The sequence below is a fragment of the Agromyces humi genome, assembly GCF_009720255.1.
Taxonomy (GTDB): Bacteria; Actinomycetota; Actinomycetes; order Actinomycetales; family Microbacteriaceae; genus Agromyces; species Agromyces humi.
In genome coordinates this window covers 1-1,064 of sequence record NZ_WJSP02000666.1, presented here as the reverse complement: position 1 = coordinate 1,064, position 1,064 = coordinate 1, and the positions used below count along the sequence as shown (strand labels likewise).

The 1,064-nt window shown below is 71.1% G+C and carries 2 protein-coding genes; one reads left to right on the top strand and one right to left on the bottom strand.

Annotated features, from left to right (window positions below; all coding sequences use genetic code 11):
- A partial coding sequence (locus tag GH736_RS23355; RefSeq protein ID WP_159607440.1) for a winged helix-turn-helix transcriptional regulator occupies positions 1 to 547 on the bottom strand: 547 nt, incomplete at its 3' end.
- An 86-nt stretch (positions 548 to 633) separates the two neighbouring features.
- On the opposite strand from GH736_RS23355, the gene GH736_RS23350 reads away from it, so the two are divergent.
- The coding region (locus GH736_RS23350) for an MFS transporter (RefSeq protein WP_159607438.1) at positions 634 to 1,064 on the top strand (431 nt) is incomplete at its 3' end.

Below are 1,064 nucleotides of genomic sequence, written 5' to 3'. Positions count from 1 at the left end.
CCAGCGGCCGGGCGCCAGGTCCGCGTACGACGGCGACATCCGCCGGATCGCGCTCTGCGCCGTCGGCGTCGACGAAGGCGAGGCGCAGGGGAGCGCCCGAGTCCCGATCGGTGTAGAGCGCGGCGGGCCCGAAGCCGCTCGGGCGGTGCTCGTCGCCCCAGGCGCTCATGGCGGCGAGGACCGGCAGGAGGGCGCGCCCGGCATCCGTCAGCACGTATTCCTCGCGCTCGCGCTCGCCTTCATCGCGATAGGGCCGACGCTCGAGGATGCCGCCGTCGACGAGCCGCCCGAGGCGGTCGGTCAGCACGTCGGGCGCGATGCCCAGGCGCGAGCGGAACTCCGCGAATCGGGTGCGACCCCACATGGCCTCGCGCACGATGAGCAGCGACCACTTCTGGCCGAGCACCTCGAGGCTGCGGGCGATCGAGCAGCGCTCGACGGCAGCTGCGGCGTCGGCGCCCCTGCTTGCGTCGGCGTCGTCGGGTGCACCGGCGGCCACCCCTGCGCGCGGGGCGGCGCTCGTTGCGGCATCCGCTTCACGTTCCATGACTCGATCATACCAACTGACTAGGAAAAACAGATCCAGCGTGCTAACTTGGTGATTCCAACTCAGGGGATCGAGAGGCGGCACCCATGGCTTTGTCGGATCGGGCAGGATTCTGGACTGCGGCATCCGTCGCCGGACTCGCGCTCTGGGCGAGTGGAGCCCCCACCGTGGTGTACCCGCTGTATGCCGCCGAATGGCAGTTGCAGCCCTCGGTCACCACGGCGATCTTCGCGATCTATCCGCTCGTGCTCGTGCCCGTGCTCATCGTGTTCGGCAACCTGTCCGACGTGATCGGCCGCCGAGCCGTCATCCTCATGGGACTCGCCGCGCTCACGGCCGGCTCGATCGCGTTCGGACTCGCCCCCGACCTGACCTGGGTCTTCATCGGACGCGCCCTCATGGGCGTGGGCGTCGGGCTCTCGCTGAGTCCCGCCACGGCCGCCATGGTCGAGTTCGGCGGCCGCGACGGCGCCCGCCGCGCGAGCGGACAGGTGTACCGCACCGGGCTCCGCCTCGA